Source organism: Pandoraea cepalis (assembly GCF_902459665.1).
Lineage (GTDB): Bacteria > Pseudomonadota > Gammaproteobacteria > Burkholderiales > Burkholderiaceae > Pandoraea > Pandoraea cepalis.
The window spans coordinates 29,471-50,942 of the sequence record NZ_CABPSL010000025.1; the positions used below are offsets into that span (position 1 = coordinate 29,471).

Genomic DNA, 21,472 nt, shown 5'->3' on the forward strand with positions numbered 1-21,472 from the left:
ACGTAAGGCGGATGGCGCATCCGTCATCGCGCTGGCCTGCCGCACCTCACGCCGTCCACGTCACCCCAACCAATGCTTGATCGATGCGATCATCGCGTTGCGCGAAATGCCATAGCGATCCTGCAGCACCGGGAGGGAGCCCGCGTCCAGGAACTGGTCGGGCAGACCGATGTGGCGAAAGCGCGTCGATACCTCGGCGCGCATGAGCGCACCCGCTACCGCTTCGCCCAGACCACCGATCACCGTGTGGTTTTCCGCAATGACCACCAGACGCCCGCCGCGCGCTGCTTCGCGCACGATGGTCGCCTCGTCGAGCGGCTTGATCGTCGGCACGTGCAGCACCGCCACGTCGACGCGATCCGCCGCCAGTGCCTTGGCGGCGTCGAGGGCGCGCATGGTCATGAAGCCGGTCGAGATGATCAGAACATCGTTGCCATCGCGTATCGGCTTGGCTTTGCCCAGCTCGAACTTATAGCCATACTCGTCGAGCACCAGCGGAACGTTGCCGCGCAGCACACGCATGTACACGGGGCCGGGGTGGTCGGCGATGGCCGGCACGATCTGCTCGATATCCAGCGCGTCGCACGGATCGATCACGGTCAGGTTGGGCATCGCGCGAAAGATCGCAATGTCATCCGTGGCCTGGTGGCTGGGGCCGTAGCCCGTGGTCAGGCCCGGCAGGCCGCCGATGATTTTGACGTTGGCATCCTGCTCGGCGACGCCCTGCGAGATGAAGTCGTAGCATCGGCGTGCGGCGAAGGTCGCGTAGGTCGACGCGAACGGGATGAACCCCTCCTTGGCCAGTCCGCCCGCGGCGGTCGCCATCAACTGCTCGGCCATGCCCATCTGGTAGAAGCGCTCCGGATAGGCCTGCGCGAAGATGTGCATGTCCGTATATTTCGCGAGATCGGCACTCATGCCGACGATCTCGGGACGCGCATCGGCCAGCGCCACGAGCGCCTTGCCGAACGGTGTAGCGCGTGTGCGGTGTCCCTCATCGACCGACGACGCGATGATGGCGGGCGCGGCGGGCATGGCGTTCTGACGGGTTTGGGTTGTCGTCGGTTGATCGGCTACGGACGTGTTCATGCTGCGCTCCCTTGCGCGTTGAGCGCGCTGAATGCTCGTTGCCACTCGGGCGGGTCGAGGCGGATGAAGTGATTCTTTTCGCGGGCTTCGAGGAAATCGACGCCTTTGCCCATCTTGGTGTCGCAGATGATGATGCGCGGCACGGGCCGGTCGTGCGACCGGGCATTGTCGAAGGCTTGGAGCACGGCCGCCAGGTCGTTGCCGTTCACGCGTTGTGTGTAGAAGCCGAACGCCTCGAACTTCTGCACCAGCGGCTCGGTCGGCATGATGACCGTCGACGGGCCGTCGGCTTGCACGCCGTTGACGTCGACGACGGCAATGACGTTGTCGAGCTTGAACGCCGAGGCCGACGTTGCCGCTTCCCAGGTCGGGCCTTCGGCAAGCTCGCCATCACCCATCAGTGTGTAGACGAACGACGTCGACTGCTTGCGTTTGAGGCCGAGTCCCATGCCGACGGCCATCGGCAGGCCAAGACCGATCGAGCCGCCCGACATTTCCGCGCCCGGCGTGTACGACATCATGCCCGACATCGGCAGGCGGCTGTCGTCGCAACCGTAGGTGACGAGTTCCTCCCTCGGGAAGTAGCCGGCCTCGGCGAGCACGGCGTAATGCGCGATGGCGTAGTGGCCGACTGACAGCAGGAAGCGATCGCGGGCCTCCCATTCCGGCTCGTGCGGCCGCACGTTCATCGCATGCAGATAGGCGACGGCCAGCACGTCGGCGATCCCCAAGGCTTGCGCGACGTAGCCCTGGCCCTGGACCTCGGCCATGGTGATGGCGTTGTGGCGAATGCGATGCGCGCGCTGCGCAAGCGTACTCAAGGTATCGGCGGGTGGGGATGCAACGGTGCTCATAAAGTCTCCTGTGCAAAGTGGACGTGTCCCGGCGCGCGTCGGGCCACGCGCTGCATGGCAGCGCGCGCCGCGTGGGCAGAGCCGGATTTCAGGCGTGAAACGGGGAAGATCAGGTCAGGAAGCCCGTCGAGAGCCAGGGCACGGCGGCGACCAACACCAGGCCGACGGCCAGCGCGACGATGTAGCCGACGATGGGCCGCATGCCCTCGTCGGGATGAACCTTGCTGATGACGCAGGCGGAGTAGTAGCCGACGCCGAACGGCGGCGCGAACAGGCCGATGCCCATGGAGAGCACGACCACCATCGCATAGTGCACTTCGTTGATGCCCACGCTCTGCGCGACCGGGAACAGCAGCGGGCCGAACAACACGATGGCGGGAATACCCTCCAGCACGCTGCCCAGCACGATGAACGCCAAGATGGAGATCGCCATGAAGCCGACCGGACCGCCCGGAACGTCGCGCATCGCTGCAGCGAGCATCGTCGAGAAGCCTGATTGCGTAAGCGACCACGCCATGCCGGTCGCCGCGCCGATGATCAGGAGGATCGCGCCCGTCAGCGAGGCGGTCTCGACCAGCATCGGATAGACCCGCTTGGGGTCGAAGCGGCGATAGATCAGTATCCCGATCGCGGCCGAATAGACAATGCCGATGGTCGACACTTCCGTCGCCGTGGCAATTCCTTCGATCACCGCGACACGGATCACGAAAGGCAACGCGAGCGCGGGCAGCGCGATGGCGAAGCTTTTCGCGATCTCCCGGCCTGAGGCGCGCGCGCCGCTGCCCACCTTCTCGTTGCGATAGCGCCACCACACCAGCGTGCACAGCGTGACGCCGAGGATCGCGCCGGGCAGCAGGCCGCCGGTGAACAGGGCCGCAATCGATACGCCGGTCACTGAGCCGATGGTGATCAGCACGAGACTCGGCGGAATCGTCTCGGTTTGCGCGCCGGTGGCGGCGAGCAGCGCAACGAGGTCGCCGGGTTTGGCGCCTCGGCGTTGCATCTCCGGGAACAACACCGGCGCGACCGCGGCCATGTCGGCTGCCTTCGAACCGGAGATGCCGGAGACGAGGTACATCGCGCCGATCAGCACGTACTGCAGGCCGCCGCGCACGTGGCCGAGCAGACTGCCGAGGAACGCCACCATCGAGCGCGCCATGCCCGTCATCTCCATGAGCAGGCCGAGGAACACGAACAGCGGCACCGCGAGCAGAATCAAGTGGCTCATGCCTTCGTCCATCCGGCCTGCCAGAATCACGACCGGTGTGGTGGTGCCGAGCGACAGGTAGCCGAAGGTGGCGAGCGCGAACGAGAAGGCGATCGGTACGCCGGTAAGCACCATCAGCGCCACGAAGCCGACGAAGAAGATCAGCAGGTTCACGTTACCAAGCCCACGCAGCACGGGTTGCGCAAGCAGCAGCGCGCCGATGATCGCGCCGATCGTTACCGCGGCAGTGACGACCATGCGCAAGTTGCCGTGACGGACCAGTCGCAGCAGCGCGGTCAGCACCATCAGCGCGCAGCCCACCGGAATTGCGGCGGCCCGCCACGAGTCGGCAATTTCGAGCGCCGGCGTCGTGATGAAGGCCTGGTCCGCCGCGAAGTCGTAAGCGCTCGGCATGAACAGCAGCAGGAACGCGAGCGGTGTGGCGATCGCCAGCACATCGAGGAACGCGCGCCGGCCGGCGTTCATGCGGCCGACCAGGGCGGTCATGCGCATGTGTTCGCCGCGCTGCAAGGCAATCACGGAGCCGAGCATCGCCAGCCAGATGAACAGGATCGAGGCCAGCTCATCCGACCATACCAGCGGGCTGTGGAATACGGCGCGACTGACGACCCCGGCGAACAGCGTGACGATCTCGGCCAGCACGAGCAGTGCGGCCGGCAGCTCGACACACTTCGCCAAGGTGAATTGCAGCGCGGCGATCAGCCCCTCCTGGGCAGGGGCTGCCGGCAGTATGCCTTTGTTCATGCGAGTCTCCAGCCTGGCGCGGTTCATACGCTGTCTCCTTCGAAAGGCCTGTGGGGGCTCAGAGCGTGCGGCCCGCACTCTTTTGCAGCAGTGCCCAGGCCTGCTCGCCGAACTTGCCCTGCCATTCCTTGTAGAAACCGGCGGTCTGGAGCTTGTTCTGGAAGGCCGCGGCGTCGACCGAATTGAAGGCGATGCCTTTCGCGGTGAGGTCCTTTTCGAGGGAGTCGTTGAGCGCGGCGACATCGGTGCGCTGCTTGAGCGCGGCGGCCGTGATCTGATCCTCGATCACCTTGCGGACTTCCGCCGGCAGCTTGGCCCACGACGCGCGGTTCGACAGGAACCAGAAGCCGTCCCACATATGGTTGGTCTTTGCCACGTACTTCTGCACTTCGTAGAGCTTGGCCGAATTGATCGTGACCAGCGGGTTTTCCTGTCCGTCGGCGATCTTCGTCTGCAGTGCCGAATAGACTTCCGCGAAGTTGATGGTGAGCGGCGCCGCGCCGAAGCCCTGGAACATCGACGTCCACATCGGCGATGGGGGGACGCGAATCTTGAAACTCTTCAGGTCGTCGGGCGTCTTGATCGTTCGCGTCGACGAGCTGATCTGGCGGAAGCCGTTGTCGAAAATCTTGGGGAACGGGTGCAGGCCGCCGCGCTCGATCTGCGCGCGCACGTAGTCGCCCAGCTCGCCATCCATCGCGCTCCACACATGGTCGTACCCCTTGAACGCGAAACCCACGCCACTGATGGCGGCCTTGGGCACGAGCGTCGAGAGGATCATCGGCGACAGCGTGAAGAAGTCGAGCGCGCCGGCGCGCAACTGCGACAGCATGTCGGTGTCGCCGCCGAGCTGGTTGTTCGGGAACACGCGCAGGTCGACCTTGCCGCCGGTCTCCTTGCGGATGGCCTCGGCGGCCTCAGTGATGCGTACCGTCAGCGGGTGAGTGATCGGCGCGTTGTTGGCGTACTTCAGCGTGAAGTCGGCCGCGTAGACGCGCGTGTGCTTGAGGATCGCCGGGGCCGCGATCGCCGTACCCAGGGAAAGCTTCAGCATCGAACGGCGGGAAAGGCTCTGCATGATGTGTCTCCTGAAGATTGCTTTTTTGGATTTGGGTGCCTGATGCGACCGGGCGCTAGAGGCGCTCGGTCGGTGCGGCGGTTGCGGCAGTGATGTCGGTCGTGACCTCGGTAGTGAAGAGCGGTAAATCGAAGGCACTCACCGGCGGCGCGTTGGTGACCGGCGCGCTGACCTCGACCAGGCATGACTGCGCGGCGCAGCCCTGCGACAGGCCCGAGGCCGGCACGTCGGCCGTCAAGACGTTGGGATTGCCATGCTTGTCGCGCCCGGTGTCCGGTTCCGGGTCGTACCAGGCACCGGTGGACATCCGCACCACGCCGGGCAGAATGCGATCGGTGATGCGCACGCCCGCGAGGCAGCGACCACGCGCGTTGAACACCTCGACGATGTCGCCGTCGTGGATGCCGCGTGCGGCGGCGTCGCGCGGGTGGAGGTAGAGCGGCTCGCGGCTCCGAACTTTGTCGGCGGCGCTGTAAGGGCTGCCGTCGAGCTGGCTGTGGAGTTTATTGCGCGGCTGGTCCGTGAGCAGGTGCAGCGGGTAGGTCGTCGCGAGCGGTGCGCCGAGCCATTCGACCGGCGGCAGCCAGCACGCGTGGCCCGGGCAGTCAGGAATATCGAACGCGGCGATCTCGCGCGAATACAGCTCGATGCGTCCTGATGGCGTATTCAGCGGCGCAGCGGCGGGATCGGCGCGAAACGTCTCGAGCATCACCACCGGCCGCGCGCGTGAATGGAGATCGACCATACCCACGTCCCGGAAGGTGTCGAAGTCCGGTAACGCGATGTCGGCGCGCGCATAGCGCTTGCGCGTCTCCTCGTACATGTGCCTTAACCACTGGTCGGCGTCGCGGCCCTCGGTAAATTCCGCGAAGACGCCGAGTCGTTGCGCGAGACCCGCGAAGACGGTGAAGTCATCGCGCGATTCGCCGACCGGCTCGTCGATCTTCGCCATCCACATCAGGATCGCTTCCTGTGACGCGTAGCCGAGGTCGTCGCGCTCCAGCGACGTGGAGATCGGCAGCACGATGTCGGCGTGTCGCGCGGTCGCGGTCCACGATTGCTCGTGGACAACGATCGTGTCCGGCTTCTGCCAGGCGCGCAACAGGCGGTTGATGTCCTGATGATGGTGGAACGGATTGCCCCCGGCCCAGTAGACCAGGTGCGTGTCGGGATAACGATAGCGCTCGCCGTCGTAGTCGAACGGCTCGCCGGGTTTGAGGAGCATGTCGGCGATGCGCGCCACGGGAATGAACTCGCTGACCGGATTGTGGCCTTGCGGCAGCGTGGGTCCGCCGAGTTTGTCGTGCGGCGTGCCCAAGGTGTTCACGCAGCCGTAGCCGACGCCGAAGCCGCCGCCGGGCAGGCCGATCTGGCCGAGCATCGCGGCGAGGGTGACGACCATCCAGAACGGTTGCTCGCCGTGATGCGCGCGCTGTAACGACCACGCGACGTTGAGCATCGTGCGGCTCGCGTGCATGCGGCGCGCGAGCGCGGTGATCGTGTCGGCCGACACACCGGTGATCGGCTCCGCCCACGCGGGCGTCTTCGGAATGCCGTCGACATGTCCGAGCAGATACTGCTCGAATTCGTCGTATCCCGTGCAGTGCGAGGCGAGGAACGCGGGGCTGTGCAGATTTTCGTGACGCAGCACCCAGGCGAGGGCAAGCATCAAGGCCGTATCGGTGCCGGGGCGCGACGCGACCCATTCGACCTCGCCGCCGGTGTCGAGATTGTCCGAGACCGGGCCGACGTTCACGAACTTGACGCCGGCGTCGTGCATCGCGCGCAGTCCACCAGGAACGCGATGTCGCCCGACGCCGCCCGGTGCCGACTGGGCATTCTTCTGTGGCACGCCGCCGAAGGTCACGAACAGTTCCGTGTGTTCGGCGAGCACGTCCCACGAATGGTGATAGCCGATCAACTCGTTCATGTCGTCGACGACATGCGGCATGATCACGTGCGCCGCGCCGAGGCTGTATGAATCCCGATGGCGGACATAACCGCCGACACAGTTCAGGAAACGATGCACCTGGCTCTGGGCGTGGTGGAACCGGCCCGCGCTCGCCCAGCCATAAGATCCGCCGAAAATCGCCGTGTTGCCGTAGGTCTCGCGAACCCGCGCAAGTTCCTTCGCGACGAGATCGAGCGCGACGTCCCATGACACTTCGACGAAGGGCTCCTTGCCGCGCAGATGCGTGGCGCTTCCCGGTCCATTCTCGAGCCAGCCGCGCCGCACCGACGGACGGCGAACGCGCAGGGCGCGCAGCGAATCGGCGGTCTGGTACGTGCCGATTGGCGAAGGGTCACTGTCTTTCGCATACGGGCGCAGACAGGTCTTGCCCGTGTCGTCGACGCCGGCCTCGTAGACGCCCCAGTGCGAGAGCGTGTATCGCGTCATGCGGCAGTCCCGACGGCGAGGGACTCCTCCAGGAACAACTCGAAGCAGATCAGCACCGGATTGTCACCACGTACCACGCGTCCCTGGTGAATGTTGCCGCGCGGGTCGATCAGTGCGACATCGAGCGTCGCCCGCGGTCCATTCGCGGCCTCGGCAACGACGCCGTCGAGCACGAAGATCTCGGTGGCGATGTCGTCGACCGGCGCGGCGTTCTCGAAGCGCGCGCCGACGATGCTGCCGACACTGCCGCGAATCGTTGCCGCGCGCAGACCGTGTTCGCGGCAGACCTGTTCAATGCTCTGCACCAGATCCTCGTTGGGACGAATGCGCGCGACCACGCATCGGGCGCCGGTAGACGCCGGCACTGGCTTGCGCGCGGCCTCGATGGGCACCGGGCGGAACAGCGTGAAATTGGTTTCGGCATCGAAGTCCGCACGCATCTCGGCGTTGGCGATGCCCCACGCGCGCGCCTCGGTGTCCTGCGCGACGATCACCTGGTCGGAGAAGATATGGCCCCCCTGCCAACGACCGTCAGCACTGCGCCACATGGCATGGCAGTGGATGAATGGTCCGCCGTCGCGGCGACCGACCGTCGCGCAGGCCAGCTCGATCGTGACGGGTTCGTCGATGCGGTGCTGCTCGCTATAGAACGCCACGTGCTCGTCGTCGGGCGACGCCGCTGGGCGGACATAGCGCATCGAGTGCACTCGCAGCCCTTCGATGCGCACGGTCGCCGCGGCCATGCCGGCGGCTTCAAGTGGGCCGAGAATGGCATCGCGCAAGCTTTGGCCGCCGGCCAGGGCGAAGGTGAGCGACAGGGCGTCGCCGACGATGGATTCGATCCGCTGCACAGCCGGGGGGCCGGGCTGCTTCAGGTGACGATGGGAGGGCAGATTCAAGGTGTCTCCAGGCGTTTTGTTGGCGCGTGCGAGGGGGCTCGTTGTCGTCGCCGTCTGGCGACGGACCTGACTTACTTCGCGCGGCGACCGCCGCGAACTGCCGTCACCGATGCATCGGCGGGACGGCCGTCTGACCGTTGTTTCAGGCGTGTCTCGATATTGCGTACCTCAGACTGCAGCATGCGCACCAGCTTTTGCTGACGGTCCTCGCCCATTCGGCTCTCGATCGCGCCGATCGAGAGTGCGCCGGCCGGGGTGCCCGATTCGTCGTGGAACACGATGCCCAGGCCCCATGAGCCGGGGTGAACCAAGCCGCGGTGCATCGAGTAGCCTCGTTCGCGCGTCTCGCGCACCAGCGCCCACAGCCCCTCGGGCGTGATCGACGGGTAATGTTCGCGATAACTCGCCGCGTTCGCGCTCAGCGTTTGCTCGACCTCGTCGTCGTTCAGGGCTGCCAGCAGCGCGATGGCGCCGGCGCCCACGCCGAGCGGGTGGCAGTCCCCGATCGTCAGCACCTGCGCGCGCACCGGATACGCGCCCTCCTCACGGTGGATACAAACGGCGTAATCGCCACGGCGTACGGTCAGAAAAGCGGTGTCCTCCGACTGATGCGCGAGCCGCACCACGCTGCCCACGGCGATGCGATGCGCGCCGAAGCGCTCGGCCGCCAGCGTGCCCAGCACGTAGCTTTCGATGCCGAGGTGATAACGCTTGCTCTGCGGATCCTGCTCGATCAGACGGGCTCGCGTGAGCGCGCCGAGCAGGCGGTGTACCGTGGGCTGCTTCAGGCCGCTTTGTGCAACCAGTTCACGCAATGGCATGCCGACCCGGCTCTGCGCCGACACAAGACTGAGCAACGCCATCGCGCGGTCGATGCTTTGCGAGCCATCTCGTTCGATCGGCACCACGGCGGCCGTCGTGTCTTCACCTTGCGGCGGCATGTCATCGGCTGACGATTGAATCATTTATGAAACTCCACATTGTAGACTATTGATTCTGAATTTCCTGTGTGAATTAACACTTGCTTAATTCACATTGTGGATGGCTTGTGTGCGTAACCCTGCGAAAATTATAGGGATTGGCTCTCCTTTATGAATCGTGGTTAACGAGCACTATCCACAAATACGGGTAATCTCCTATCCTTCGTTCAACGTATTCCGTTTTATTTAAAGTCCACATTATGGATTTAAAGAAATTGACGAAATCGCGAGGCAGCGCATGAACGAATCCATGAACGCCACGGCGTCGATGCAAGGCAAGACGGTGATCGTGTTCGGCGCGGGCTGTCGCGGCGATGGCTGGAACAATGGCAAAGCAGCGGCGCTCGCCTATGCGCGTGCTGGCGCAAGTGTGTGTTGCGTCGATCTCGACAGCGATCTGGCCGACGGCACGGCCGATGCGATCAAGCAAGCGGGGGGCACGGCACTCGCCGTGCGCGCCGATGTCACGGACGCCACGTCGGTGGCACAAGCGGTTGCCGAGACGCTGTCGCACCTGGGGCGCATCGACGTGCTGCACAACAACGTGGGCGTGACGCACATGGGCGGCCCGGTCGAGCTGGACGAAGCGACCTGGCATCTCGCTATCGAATTGAATTTGGGCTCGGTCTATCGCACGGCCAAGGCCGTCTTGCCGCATATGATCGAGCGCGGCAGCGGCGTGATCATCAACATCTCGTCGCTGGCAGCGCTGGGGTGGACCGGCTATCCCTATTTCGCTTACTCGGCCTCGAAGGCGGCCGTGAATCAGGCCACCGTCAGCATGGCGATGCAGTACGCACGCCACGGCATTCGCGCCAACTGCGTGCTTCCCGGCGCGATTCACACCCCGTTGATCTATACGCAGATCGCATCGCAGTACAGCAGCGTGGAAGCCATGATCGAGGCACGCAATCAGATGGTGCCGATGGGTCGCATGGGTGACCCGTGGGACGTGGCCAACGCAGCCGTCTTTCTCGCGTCGGAGCAAGCCCGATTTATCACGGGCGTGTGTTTGCCCGTCGATGGCGGCCAGAGCTGCTCGATGGTTCCGCTCACGTGACGCACAACGTGGGCGATGCGTGACGTCGCGCGAATGCCCATCATCGATTCCACAATTTCATCGACCCGTGCGGCGTTCAGCGCGGGCATCTTGAATTCGACACAGGAGCCACACATGCAAGCAGAGTCACGGGTCGCGGTGATCACGGGCGGGGCGGGCGGCATCGGCGCGGCGATCGCCGAACGGCTGGCCGAAGATGGGTTCACGGTGATCGTCAGCGATCTGGACCTGGCGGCCGCGCAGGCCGTGGCGTCGGCGATCATGGCGCGCGGACATCGCGCCGACGCCATGACGCTCGATGTGGGTAACGACGATTCGATCGAACAGTTCTTCGCCGCACTCGACGAACGTCATGGCCGGTGCGACGTGCTTGTCAACAACGCCGGCATCGCCAGCCTCAAGCCATTCATCGATTTCCCGCTCGACACGTTCCGCCGCATCATGGAGATCAACGTGACCGGTCCGTTGGCGCTCGCGCAGCACGCGGCGCGTCGCATGCGCGCGCGCCAGTGGGGCCGGATCGTCAACATCGCGTCGACGAGCGGCATCCGCGCCGGTGCCGGACGTACCGGCTACGGCACGTCGAAGACCGCGATGATGGGGCTTACGCGACAGATCGCGATCGAGCTTGCCCAGTCGGGGATCACGGCGAATGCGATCGCGCCGGGGCCGGTCGAGACGCCGCTCACCCGGCATCACTCGGCGCAGGCGCGCGAGACCTATCTGCGCCAGGTGCCGATGAAGCGCTACGGCCAGCCGAGCGAGATTGCCGCGGCGGTCGCGTTCTTCGCGTCGGAGGGCGCGAGTTTCGTGACCGGCCAGACGCTCGCGGTCGATGGCGGCTTCGTTGCCGCGGGCATCCTCGACGAATGACGCTGGCCTGCACCGAGCTTAAGGAAGAGACAAGATGAATACACAACCCATGCTGGTTGGTTGGGCGCACTCGCGCTTCGGCAAGCTTGATGCGCCTGACGTGGAAACGCTGATGCGGGACGTGATCGGCGACGCGCTGGCGCATGCGGGCGTCGTGGCCGAAGACATCGACGCGGTGATGGTCGGGGTCTACAACAACGGGCTCACACCGCAGGGCTTCGAGGGCGCCCTCGCTTCGCTCGCGCAACCGGGCCTGCGCTTCGCACCCGCGATGCATGTGGAGAACGCCTGCGCGACAGGATCTGCAGCGCTTCATGCGGCGATGGATTTCATCGCGGCAGGGCGTGGCAAGCTCGCGTTGGTGATCGGGGCGGAGAAGATGACCGCCGTGCCGGGGCGGGCCATTCCCGACATCCTGATGAGCGGTTGTTATCGTCGCGAGGAAAGCAACCCCGACGGCTTCGCCGGCATTTTCGGACGGATCGCGCAGGCGTATTTCGAGCGCCATGGCGACCACAGCGACGCGTTGGCGATGATCGCGGCCAAGAACCATGCGAACGGTGTGCGCAATCCCTATGCGCACTTGCGCAAGGATCTGGGGTTTGCGTTTTGCAATACACCGTCGGAACAGAATCCGTTCGTCGCCGGACCGCTGCGCCGCACCGATTGCTCACTCGTCTCCGATGGCGCCGCAGCGATGGTGATCGCCGCGCCCGAGGTCGCGATGACGATGCAACGTGCCATTCGATTTCGCGCACGCGTGCAGGTCAACGATTTCCTGCCGCTCGCGAAGCGCGATCCGATCGCGTTCGAAGGGGCGCGTCGCGCGTGGGGCAAGGCGCTCGGCAGCTCAGGGGTGACGCTGGGGGATCTGAGTCTTGTCGAGACGCACGACTGCTTCACGATCGCCGAGATGATCGAGTACGAGGCGATGGGGCTCGCCGCCCCCGGTGAGGGTTGGCGGGTGATCGAGGAGGGGGTGACGTTGCGCGACGGGCGCTTGCCGGTCAACCCGTCGGGCGGGCTCAAGTCGCGCGGCCACCCGTTGGGCGCGACGGGGGTCTCGCAACATGTGATGGCGGCGATGCAGCTCACGGGGGAGGCGGGCGACATGCAGATCGCTGACGCCGCGCTCGCGGGTGTCTTCAACATGGGGGGCGCCGCAGTGGCCAATTACGTCTCGATCATGGAGCGCGCCAAATGAGCTTCATCCACATGACGCCGACCTCGGCACGAGTGATGAACCTTGCGTATTTCGCGACGCGCAACGCGCGTCGCTTTCCGAATCATTCCGCGATCGTTTTCGGCGAGCAGCAATGGACGTGGCAAGCGTTCGACGCACGCGTCTCGGCGCTCGCGGCGGGCTTGCGCGCGGTCGGTGTGGGCGCCGGCGATACCGTGCTTGCCCACTCGCGCAACAGCAACGAGATGATCGAGGCGATGGTCGCCGTGTTTCGTCTGGGGGCGGTCTGGGTGCCGACCAACTTCCGGCTCGCGCCGGGCGAGGTGGCCACCATGGCCCGCGTGGCGGAACCGACGGTATTTCTGTGCCAGACGGATTACCCGGAACATGCTGCGGCGGTTGTCGCGGAGCGTCCGGGCTGCAACATCGTCTGGTTCACTGGCGACAATGCGGTGCCGGACGAATCGCCGCACGTGAGCGCGCTGATCGATCGCCACCTGTCGGCCCCGATGGCCAACGCGGTGGTCGAGCGCGACACGCCGTGCTGGCTGTTCTTTACCTCGGGCACCACCGGGAGTCCAAAGGGGGCGGTGCTCACGCATGGGCAGCTTGCGTTCGTCATCAACAACCACCTGTGTGATCTCATGCCGGGCCTGACGCATGAGGATGGTTCGCTGGTGGTCGCGCCGATTTCGCACGGCGCGGGCATGCATCAGCTCAACGTGATGGCGCGTGGCGGCACGACGGTGATGATGCCGGCCCAGAAGCTCGATCCGGCGCAAGCGTTCGCGCTGATCGAGCGGTATCGGCTGACCAATATGTTCACGGTGCCGACGATTCTCAAGATGCTGGTCGAGCACCCGGCTGTCGACGCGTACGACCACACGAGTCTGCGCTACGTGATCTACGCGGGCGCGTCGATGTACGAGCAGGATCAGAAGCGCGCGCTGGCCAAGCTGGGGCCGGTGCTGGTGCAGTATTACGGCCTGGGGGAAGTCACGGGCAACATTACCGTGTTGCCGACGTACGATCACAACGACGAGACCATCGCGTTGCGACCGCGGACTTGTGGGGTCGAGCGCAGCGGCATGCAAGTGACGATTCAGGACGACGCGGGCAACGAACTTGGACCGGGCGAGACGGGAGAGGTCTGCGTCATCGGTCCGGCGGTTTTCGCTGGCTATTATCGCAACCCCGAAGCCAACGCCAAGTCGTTCCGCGATGGCTGGTTCCGCACGGGGGACATCGGGCATATGGACGAGAACGGTTATGTGTATCTGACCGGTCGCGCTTCGGATATGTATATCTCGGGTGGGTCCAATGTGTATCCGCGCGAGATCGAGGAATTGATGTTGACGCACGGGGCGATCACCGAGGTTGCGGTGGTTGGCGTGCCGGATGCGCAGTGGGGCGAGGTCGGTGTGGCCGTCTGCGTTTTGCACGCCGGGGAGGGGCTGGACGAATCGGCGCTGCAGGATTGGCTCAAGACCCGAATCGCCAAGTACAAGGTTCCCAAGCGAATTGTCTTTTGGGACGCGCTGCCGAAGTCGGGCTACGGCAAGGTGCCGAAGCGGATGGTGCTCGATGAGTTGAAGCGGCGCGATGAAGCGGTTGACGGGGTGGGGAAGCGGGCGGATTGAGGGGAGGGCGGTATGAAGCAGGGCATCGCGCATAATCGGATCGCGGGCTCGGTTCAATTCCCTGATCAGGCATCGAACCCGACACCGCTCCCGGAAGAGGTGCGGTGAATAGGCTGTACTATCGCCGCACAATTTGCGGTGAATAATTTGCGGTTGCGGCAAATACGGCCTATAATCTCCGCATGAAAAGCGGTGATTACACCTACATCTGGCAGGCGGACGACTGGCCAAGTTGGCGCTACCATCTGGCTGGTCTGGCCCAGTCGTTGGCCGACGTCAGCCGCGCCCAGGGTCTGTTGATGGGGCGCCTGGCCGATGTCGGAATGACGTTGCGCGATCAGGCCAGTCTGCTGGCGCTGACGGAGGACGTCATCAAGACCAGCGAGATCGAGGGGGAACATCTTAGCGTCGAATCCGTGCGCTCCTCCATCGCTCGCCGACTCGGCGTCGACATCGGTGCCCTGGCGCCAGTGGATCGCCATGTGGAAGGCGTCGTCGAAATGGTGCTCGACGCGACGTCCAACTGCAACGCCAGGGTCACCCGGGATCGCTTGTTCGGATGGCATGCAGCGCTTTTCCCCACTGGCTACTCGGGTCTTGCCCGGATCCATGTGGGCGGGTGGCGAGACGATGCCTCTGGATCGATGCAGGTGGTCTCTGGCCCGCTCGGGCGCCAAAACGTGCATTTCGAAGCACCGCCGGCCGACCGACTCCCCACCGAGACCGACCGCTTTATCGAGTGGGCCAATAACGCATCGAACGAGCCACCGCTGATCAAGGCAGGGCTTGCGCACTTGTGGTTCGTCACCTTGCACCCGTTCGATGATGGTAACGGCTGCATCGCGCGTGCGGTCGGCGATCTGTTTCTGGCCCGTGCCGATGGCAGTCCCCAGCGCTTTTATAGCCTGTCGGCGCAAATCCAGCGCGACCGCAAGGCCTACTACGACATCCTGGAGCGCACGCAGAAGCGATCGCTCGATGTCACGGAGTGGCTCGCCTGGTTCTTCGAGACACTGCATCGTGCCGTCGATCAGGCACAGCACACACTTGACGCCGTGCTGTCCAGGACTCGGTTTTGGCAGCGTTGGGCGGCAACGCCGATGAACGAGCGACAGGTGAAGGTGGTCAATCGGCTACTCGATGGCTTCGAGGGTAAGCTCACCAGCAGCAAATGGGCGGCGATCGCCAAGTGTTCACAGGACACAGCGCTACGAGACGTTACCGAATTGCTGACCCGTGGGGTCCTGCGCAAATCGGATGCGGGTGGACGCAGCACTAGCTACGAGTTGAGCGAATCGTGAGGGTGAGGGTCGAGTCGACCCGGACAAAAATGCCTGAGGTCGGGCGAAATCGGCTGACATGCACCGTCATCTCGACGCCGCGCGCATGTATTGGTGCGTCGCGAGCGCCTGGCGCCGGACCTGACGAGACCAGAAAAGAAAAAGCCCCAACTGGGATCAGTTGGGGCTTCAATATTGGTGGTGGGGTGGCGACCGACGCGTAACCACGGTCGACATTGACCGAAAGCGGATTTTTGGCAACTTTTAGAAAGCTTCGGAATGCTTCGAAAGCCGAGGATTGACGGGCCAAAATTTACGGATGATCAAGCAGTTTCATGCAGATTGGCCGCCCGCTGGGACATCAGTGAAGCCACTCTCGAGCGTTGGCGCAGCGAAGGGATTGGCCCCAAGTTCCTGAAGCTGCAGGGTCGCGTTCTCTACCGTCAATCCGACATCGAAGCCTACGAGGAGTCGTGCCTGCGTATCTCGACGTCGGCCAAAGTCCTCACTTCTTGATGTTGGCGCAGACTGAGCCGGGCGCTTCGGGTTTGTGGCGGCATCAACTGGCCCCTTCAGATCGGCAGCCAGTTCGATACGCATTCACGACATTGAACCCGCGTCCGCAAAGACAATCTCACGCCAAGAATGCGACGAGCACAAGGCGCCACTGGTCCGTCAACCTGGTACCGTGGCTGGGTGCCAGTTCGATCCCGCGCACCGGGGCCGAATCCGCGTCCACCTTCTGAAACAGATACCAAGGCACCAGCCTTGTGGGCGCTCACCTATACGAAACGAGCATTTCACATAGTGAGGTGGTCACTTCGCCTTAGCCTCCATCTGGTCCGCCTCCTCCGGCGAAGTCGGCGGGGCGCTGCTGAAATCGATGCTCGCTATCAGAGCGCGTCCGTAGCGCGGTGGCTGAAATGCCACTGAGCAGAACAAGACCCGACCCGAAGAGAGGAGCGTCGAGATGAATCCAAACTCGCGCTCCGACAGTTCAATAACGCCCTCCATCATGGGTTTGGTGCGAATAAAACTTCCTACCGACGGGATTTCAGACTGACCCACGGACGGCTCATTGCCGGGAAACATGTGAATCGAATAGCCGGAGACGCCGGCAACCGGCTCGGTCAACTCGCCTTCCACCACTAGCCAGGCGCGACCCTTACGCTCGCGCGGTCCACCGCGCCGGCGCTCGGCATACACGAAAAGAGAGGCTCGCCAGCTGGTGATGACCCCGTCGCGGGACAATAATGTCGTTGTTGATTGGCGCTTTCGTTGCTTATTCATCGCTTGGCTCCCTCTGCACAATGGTTTGTCATGGACGCATTCGCAATGGAGAAGAAGATGCAATACCCCGTGATGAACGAACAGCAGCTGGCCGCCCGCTGGAGAATCAGTGAGGCCAGCCTCGAACGCTTGCGCAGCGAGGGGGTCGGCCCAAAATTTCTCAAGCTCTGCGGTCGGGTGCTTTACCGGCAGGTCGACATCGAAGCCTACGAGGAATCGTGCTTGGCGACGTCAACGTCCACCAAAGCGAAGAACGCTCAGCCGATTTCTGGCTGAGCCAGCGTTGCGTTTTGTCGGTAGATATCTGCGAGTACCGACGTTTCGCAATCCTCGGAATCATCACTCGAATTCGGAATGGGGAAGGCGCACCGCGACGGGCTCGGATTTTGAGGTCCTTGGGCGGAGGATTCATGAACGTGGCGCTCCGGTCAATTCCCCGGATACTTCCGCCAGATCTGCTCGGCGAACGTTGCGTCGGCCGTGTCGATGCCGATGTCCCATTGGCGGAATGCAACTAAGTCGTCGGCAACTTCGGTGATAACCTCGCGAAGTTCTAGCGGCTCCAGCCATTCAGCAGGGATCGTCTCCATGCCGAGCTGTACGCCCAGCAAATTGCCAGTGATAGCGCCGGTCGAATCTGAATCGCCATCATGATTCACGGCCAGGACGATGCCGTGCTGGAAATCGCGCGCGACCAGGGCGCAGTAAATCGAAACAGCCAACGCCTCCTCAGCGACCCAGCCCTCGCCGAGACAGGCGATCGCATCCTCGGGGGCCATGTCGGAGACGGCCAGTTCCTCTGCCTGCTGGATGGATTGCAGGGTTTCCTCGTTGCCCGGCTGCGTGCGCAAGCAGGCCTGCGCGCGCGCTAGGGCTTCGGGCAGCGGCGCGCCGAGCGCCAACTGGTGGACCAGCACGGCGAGTACGCCGCCGGTCAGTGAGCCGGTCGGATGGCCATGGGTAATCGCGGCGAGCTCGGTTCCCAGCTTGAAGGTGCGCTCCGCTGTCCAGCGCCGGCTGCAGGCGTACAGGCCAACCGGTGCAATGCGCATGACGCCACCGCAGCCCTTGCTATTGTTGCTTGCCGGCTTGCGCAGTTCTCGCATCGCCTGTAGCGCCGACAGGCAAGTATTGCCCGGTGCACGCCTGCTGTGGAGTGCCTCGTGCTGGAAGAGCCACCCAAGCTGGTCGGATGCCGAGGCGAGGTCCCTGCTGGGCTGGCCCCCCTGTGTCTGGAGCCACCGCAAATAGGCCCGCGCAACGACTCCCGAATGATTGCCAATGCCCCGTGTAATTCCGCGGACCCATGCGCGCAGTAAACCCTCAGCAGTAAACAACGTCATCTGGGTATCGTCAGTGATGGTTCCAATGCCGCCGTAAGCCGGTGCGTACTGCGTAATCCCCTGCGGCCCGAACGCCTCCAGGATTTCCGCGCGGGATAAGAATTCGACGGGCGCGCCCAGTGCGTCCCCCACGGCGCCGCCGAGCAGGCAACCGTTGAAGCGGTTCAGTGCGCTCAGGCTGGAGGCCGGGGCGACGTTGGGCGGCAGATCAATGGTTTTCGTTGTGTCCATTTCAGCTCCTTGAGTGGCCGGGGGCGAGCGCCGGCGTTTTTTTCGAGTATTTCACGCAAGTACGGCCGAAGCCGATGCATTACCGTACAGCCTCCCAAGGCAATGCCAAATCTTCCCGGCCAAAATGCCCATATGCCGCGGTGGGGTAGTAGATAGGGCGGAGCAGATCCAAGGTTTCAATAATGCCTTGCGGGCGCAAGTCGAATTCGCGCGCCAGTTCGGCGGTGATATCTCGCCGGGCCCCAGTTTCGGTGCCGTAGGTCTCGACCGCGAAGCTCACCGGTTCCGCTACGCCGATCGCATAGGCCAGTTGGACCAGAGCTCGCCTCGCCCAGCCGCGCGCTACCACCTGCTTGGCAAGGAAGCGAGCCATATAGGCTGCCGAGCGGTCTACCTTTGATGGATCCTTGCCTGAGAACGCGCCACCACCGTGCGGTGCGGCCCCTCCGTAGGTGTCGACAATGATCTTGCGGCCCGTCAACCCGGCATCGCCCTTCGGGCCACCAGTGACGAAGCGTCCCGTGGGGTTGATTAGGACGCGGAATCCGCTGGCGCGCAAATGCTCGGGAATTACCGGCTCGATCACATGCTTCTGTACAGCATCACGTAGCGCGTCGAGTTCGATGCATTCATCGTGCTGCGTTGACAGCACTACGGCCTCGATCTGCGTCGGCCGCCCATCGACGTAGCGAAAGGTCACCTGCGACTTTGCATCCGGCTGAAGCCAGGGCAGTGTGCCGCGCTTCCTGAGTTCGGCTTGGCGCTGCACGAGCCGATGCGCGTACACGATCGGCGCAGGCATGAGTTCAGGAGTCTCGTCAGTGGCGTAACCGAACATCAGTCCCTGGTCGCCAGCACCCAGCACGCCGTTTGCGCGATCGACGCCCTGGCTGATGTCCTGAGACTGAGCATTGAAGCGGATCTGGATTTCGCAGTGCTGCGGATCGATGCCGGTGTTGGGATCGCTGTAGCCTGCGTCGCGAAGCACCTCGCGCACCACGTTCTCAGCGCAGTCCCGCACCGCCTGAAAATCGGCGGCGTGCCGGGTCTTGAATTCGCCCGCGACAACCACGCACTGATCCGCTAGCAGGGTCTCGCAGGCGACGCGTGCGTGACGATCCCGAGCCAGGAAGGCATCGAGGATGCGGTCGGAAATACGATCGGCGAGTTTATCGGGATGGCCCTCGGACACGGATTCCGAGGAAAAAAGCCCATTTTGGACAGACATACATATCTCCTGTTTAGCCGCATTCGACAACGTGTCGGGGGCGGCAATCCGGATCAAATCCCCCCGGTCCTTTCCCTGATGGGCGGCAGACCAGCCGCAAATCGCGCATCGAATTCGTGTCAGCGCAAGAGAATCAGTTGAGGCATGGCGTTGGAGGCGCACCAGATGATCGCGTTTTGTCCGTGTTTCTCACCCAACGATTTCGCGATGTCGAGTGTCAGGCCTAGCACGAGGAAACTGGCTTCGCCAGGCCAGTCGTTGGACGCATGTTGGCCGATGCCGTTGATGTACGTAAGGCCAAGTTGCTCGAGTTCGTGGGCCAGCGTTGCCTGCCGTGCGGCATTGGCTTCGGCGCCAAGGTCCTGGCTAAAAGGATTGCACGCTGTGATGAACGCGCTAGTCGCGACTTGGTGGGCGTCGTGTAGTGCGGCGAGCGTTGGATTGAACTGACCGACTTGCAGTTTCGTCGGCGTGTCGCCCGATACGTGGTAATACGTCTCCAGATAGGCCTGGATCGTTTCGCGTGGAATGTCTGAGTCTGGAAACAAAAAACCCTCCGATAATAGGAGGGTCGACGCATTGCCCGAATAGTTGCTCTGTTTAGAGCCACATCCGCTTTCGCGATCCACCTTGCCCGGGAAGGCAGGTTGGCTTGGGCGTCGACCCAATTCAAGATGAGTCGTGATTCAATCATGCGCGCGTCATTTTTGTCAAGCGTTGTATCATGGTCGTCGCGAGCGGCGCTTTTGTCGGCAGTGGCCGCCGGACGCTCAAGGGTGCCACCGATCTAGAAGTCGGGCCCAAATCCCGAGGTTCCAAGCCGCGTGTCGCGTCAGTGTGAGTTGGTCGGCGTAATGGGCGGAGAAGGGTTCGATTCCCATCAGTCATCCGAATGAATGTCCCGGATTTCGAACGGATTAGCAATGTTTCGCCTGATTGTCCGCGAGCGGTGGAAAACGGAACCGAACCCGCGTCCGCTTTCAGAACCAGATAGTAACGCCTTGCCCTTGAGTCCGTCGATTCGACGATTTGACCGCTTGCTCAACCCTGACCCTGGATGCATAATGTCATCATTTTGATGATATTTGGCATCCATAAATGAGCAAACATGAAGTTGGTTTCGGTCCATCCGTCGTTTGCGGCGGTTGAGGATCGCCTGACCATGTATCCCCAACGCGTCGAGAGCATGAGCCATGCCCAGCGGGAGCGGCTCGCTTACATCGACTTCCGCCTGTACTTCGTGGGTGAAATCGGCCGTCCAGACTTGGCGAACCGCTTTGGGGTGGCTCCTGCCGGTGCAACGCGCGATCTGGCGCTGTACCGAGAAATCGCGCCACAGAACATCGAGTTCGACGGTAGCAACAAGATCTACCGCATCGGCAAGGCGTTCTCCCCGATCTTCGAGCACGCGACGCAGCGTGTCTTGTCGGCGCTCGCTCTTGGGTTTGGCGATGGAGTGAGCGTCGACTCGCAGCCGCTGTTGCCCTGCGAGTCCCCTGCGGCGCTGAGTTGCCCTCGGATGGACGTACTGGCTCCGATCTGCCGCGCCATCCATGCCAAGCGCCCGGTGGCGATTCGCTACCACTCAATGAGCAACGGAGAGTCCGAGCGGGTCATCGTTCCGTTTGCGCTGATTGACACCGGCCTGCGCTGGCACGTTCGGGCGTTTGACCGCATGTCCGGCGAATTCCGCGACTTTGTCGTCACCCGCATCGAAGCGCCGACCTTGGTCGATGAAGAACCCAAGGCCAACGAGCGCCCGGACAACGACATTCAGTGGACACGGATCGTGGAGTTGGACTTGGTGCCGCACCCGCGCCTCGCCCGCCCCGAGATCATCAAGATGGACTACGGGATGGCCGATGGCTCGATACGAATGCGTGTGCGCGCTGCAGTCGCGGGCTACATGCTCCTGCGCTGGAGCGTCGATGCGTCGCCCGACCACAGCCTTAAAGAAGAACAGTACCGCCTCTGGCTCAGCGACCCGCTGGCTTTGTATGGCGTCGAAAACGCAAAGCTCGCACCGGGGTATCGGCCACCGGTCAGCGCGGTGAAGAAATAGCAAACGACGAAT

The 21,472-nt window shown here is 63.5% G+C and carries 19 protein-coding genes and 1 riboswitch; of the genes, 8 read left to right on the forward strand and 11 right to left on the reverse strand.

Translation table 11 applies throughout. From position 1 onward, the window contains the following. Positions 1-60 precede the first annotated feature (60 nt). The 7 genes from PCE31106_RS21945 to PCE31106_RS21975 all read right to left on the reverse strand — a co-directional run bounded on the left by PCE31106_RS21945 (position 61) and on the right by PCE31106_RS21975 (position 9,255). Entirely contained in the window at positions 61-1,035 is a 975-nt protein-coding gene (locus PCE31106_RS21945; RefSeq protein WP_217425922.1) for a transketolase family protein, read from the reverse strand. Between the two features lie 50 nt (positions 1,036-1,085). Beyond that, a complete protein-coding gene (locus PCE31106_RS21950) occupies positions 1,086-1,943 on the reverse strand; it encodes a transketolase (protein WP_017234843.1) in 858 nt (285 codons plus the stop codon). Positions 1,944-2,052: 109 nt separating this feature from the next. After that, positions 2,053-3,915: a TRAP transporter large permease gene (locus PCE31106_RS21955; protein ID WP_150564648.1), complete on the reverse strand. Its 1,863-nt coding sequence runs from the start codon at positions 3,913-3,915 to the stop codon at positions 2,053-2,055. A 58-nt stretch (positions 3,916-3,973) separates the two neighbouring features. Beyond that, on the reverse strand, positions 3,974-4,993 hold the full coding sequence (locus PCE31106_RS21960) for a TRAP transporter substrate-binding protein (protein WP_150564649.1): 1,020 nt from the start codon (positions 4,991-4,993) through the stop codon (positions 3,974-3,976). 55 nt (positions 4,994-5,048) lie between these two features. Further along, positions 5,049-7,391: a molybdopterin guanine dinucleotide-containing S/N-oxide reductase gene (locus tag PCE31106_RS21965; RefSeq protein WP_150564650.1), complete on the reverse strand. Its 2,343-nt coding sequence runs from the start codon at positions 7,389-7,391 to the stop codon at positions 5,049-5,051. Continuing rightward, positions 7,388-8,290, reverse strand: a complete 903-nt coding sequence (locus tag PCE31106_RS21970; protein ID WP_150564651.1) for a PCC domain-containing protein — start codon at positions 8,288-8,290, stop codon at positions 7,388-7,390. The genes PCE31106_RS21965 and PCE31106_RS21970 overlap by 4 nt, the downstream gene beginning before the upstream one ends. A 71-nt stretch (positions 8,291-8,361) precedes the next feature. Then, positions 8,362-9,255, reverse strand: a complete 894-nt coding sequence (locus tag PCE31106_RS21975; protein WP_150564652.1) for an IclR family transcriptional regulator — start codon at positions 9,253-9,255, stop codon at positions 8,362-8,364. A 253-nt stretch (positions 9,256-9,508) separates the two neighbouring features. Between PCE31106_RS21975 and PCE31106_RS21980 the strand changes: the two genes are divergently transcribed. From PCE31106_RS21980 to PCE31106_RS24420, 6 genes are all read left to right on the forward strand, one after another. Continuing rightward, on the forward strand, positions 9,509-10,330 hold the full coding sequence (locus PCE31106_RS21980) for an SDR family NAD(P)-dependent oxidoreductase (RefSeq protein ID WP_150564653.1): 822 nt from the start codon (positions 9,509-9,511) through the stop codon (positions 10,328-10,330). Positions 10,331-10,444: 114 nt separating this feature from the next. Beyond that, on the forward strand, positions 10,445-11,203 hold the full coding sequence (locus tag PCE31106_RS21985; RefSeq protein WP_174975368.1) for an SDR family NAD(P)-dependent oxidoreductase: 759 nt from the start codon (positions 10,445-10,447) through the stop codon (positions 11,201-11,203). Positions 11,204-11,237: 34 nt separating this feature from the next. Continuing rightward, positions 11,238-12,407: an acetyl-CoA acetyltransferase gene (locus PCE31106_RS21990; protein WP_150564655.1), complete on the forward strand. Its 1,170-nt coding sequence runs from the start codon at positions 11,238-11,240 to the stop codon at positions 12,405-12,407. Next, entirely contained in the window at positions 12,404-14,026 is a 1,623-nt protein-coding gene (locus PCE31106_RS21995; protein ID WP_150564656.1) for an acyl-CoA synthetase, read from the forward strand. The genes PCE31106_RS21990 and PCE31106_RS21995 overlap by 4 nt, the downstream gene beginning before the upstream one ends. Positions 14,027-14,208: 182 nt before the next feature. Further along, complete coding sequence (locus PCE31106_RS22000) at positions 14,209-15,327, forward strand: Fic family protein (RefSeq protein ID WP_150564657.1); 1,119 nt, start codon at positions 14,209-14,211, stop codon at positions 15,325-15,327. A gap of 258 nt (positions 15,328-15,585) precedes the next feature. After that, positions 15,586-15,822 (forward strand): helix-turn-helix transcriptional regulator, encoded by a 237-nt coding sequence (locus PCE31106_RS24420; RefSeq protein WP_254441251.1) that lies wholly within the window; start codon positions 15,586-15,588, stop codon positions 15,820-15,822. 300 nt (positions 15,823-16,122) lie between these two features. Here PCE31106_RS24420 and PCE31106_RS22010 read toward each other — a convergent pair whose 3' ends face one another. Beyond that, on the reverse strand, positions 16,123-16,596 hold the full coding sequence (locus tag PCE31106_RS22010) for a hypothetical protein (protein WP_150564659.1): 474 nt from the start codon (positions 16,594-16,596) through the stop codon (positions 16,123-16,125). A 45-nt stretch (positions 16,597-16,641) separates the two neighbouring features. Between PCE31106_RS22010 and PCE31106_RS22015 the strand changes: the two genes are divergently transcribed. Then, complete coding sequence (locus PCE31106_RS22015) at positions 16,642-16,872, forward strand: helix-turn-helix domain-containing protein (RefSeq protein ID WP_254441253.1); 231 nt, start codon at positions 16,642-16,644, stop codon at positions 16,870-16,872. A 152-nt stretch (positions 16,873-17,024) separates the two neighbouring features. Here PCE31106_RS22015 and PCE31106_RS22020 read toward each other — a convergent pair whose 3' ends face one another. The 3 genes from PCE31106_RS22020 to PCE31106_RS22030 all read right to left on the reverse strand — a co-directional run bounded on the left by PCE31106_RS22020 (position 17,025) and on the right by PCE31106_RS22030 (position 19,946). After that, positions 17,025-18,170, reverse strand: a complete 1,146-nt coding sequence (locus PCE31106_RS22020; RefSeq protein WP_150564660.1) for an ADP-ribosylglycohydrolase family protein — start codon at positions 18,168-18,170, stop codon at positions 17,025-17,027. A 79-nt stretch (positions 18,171-18,249) separates the two neighbouring features. Then, on the reverse strand, positions 18,250-19,398 hold the full coding sequence (gene metK / locus PCE31106_RS22025; protein WP_150564661.1) for a methionine adenosyltransferase: 1,149 nt from the start codon (positions 19,396-19,398) through the stop codon (positions 18,250-18,252). A 119-nt stretch (positions 19,399-19,517) separates the two neighbouring features. Beyond that, positions 19,518-19,946 carry a DUF3293 domain-containing protein gene (locus PCE31106_RS22030; RefSeq protein WP_150564662.1) on the reverse strand — a complete coding sequence of 143 codons (429 nt, stop codon included), beginning with the start codon at positions 19,944-19,946 and terminating at the stop codon, positions 19,518-19,520. Between the two features lie 29 nt (positions 19,947-19,975). Next, positions 19,976-20,081, reverse strand: a riboswitch (SAM-I-IV-variant riboswitch). Positions 20,082-20,560: 479 nt separating this feature from the next. Here PCE31106_RS22030 and PCE31106_RS22035 point away from each other — a divergent pair. Beyond that, entirely contained in the window at positions 20,561-21,460 is a 900-nt protein-coding gene (locus PCE31106_RS22035) for a helix-turn-helix transcriptional regulator (RefSeq protein WP_150564672.1), read from the forward strand. The last annotated feature ends 12 nt before the right edge of the window (positions 21,461-21,472 follow it).